Source organism: Micromonospora sp. AP08 (assembly GCF_008085935.1).
Lineage (GTDB): Bacteria > Actinomycetota > Actinomycetes > Mycobacteriales > Micromonosporaceae > Micromonospora > Micromonospora chersina.
The window spans coordinates 1-368 of sequence record NZ_VSEZ01000047.1 but is presented as its reverse complement, the minus strand read 5'-3'; the positions used below and the strand labels follow the sequence as shown (position 1 = coordinate 368).

General features: G+C 66.6%; 1 pseudogene. It reads left to right on the top strand.

Going from position 1 to position 368, the window contains the following annotated elements:
* A pseudogene (locus tag FXF50_RS29050) lies at positions 1-368 on the top strand (immune inhibitor A); the annotation flags it as partial.

The window sequence follows — 368 nt, the reverse complement described above, 5'->3', positions numbered from 1 at the left end:
ATCGGGCAGTACGGCTCCAGCGGCCAGCCGCCGCGTACCGGCACCTGGAACGCGTGGCTGGACGGCTACGGCAGCACCCACACCGACACGCTGTCGCAGTCGGTGAGCCTGCCGGCGGGCTGCACCTCGTACACCTTCACGTTCTGGCTGCACATCGACTCGGCCGAGACCACCACCAGCGTCCAGTACGACAAGCTGACCGTGCAGGTGCTCAACTCCTCCGGCACCGTGCTGGCCACCCTGGCGACGTACTCGAACCTGAACAAGGCCACCGGCTACAGCCAGAAGTCCTTCTCCCTGGCCTCGTACGCCGGCCAGACCGTCACCCTGAAGTTCACCGGCACCGAGGACATCTCGCTGCAGACCTC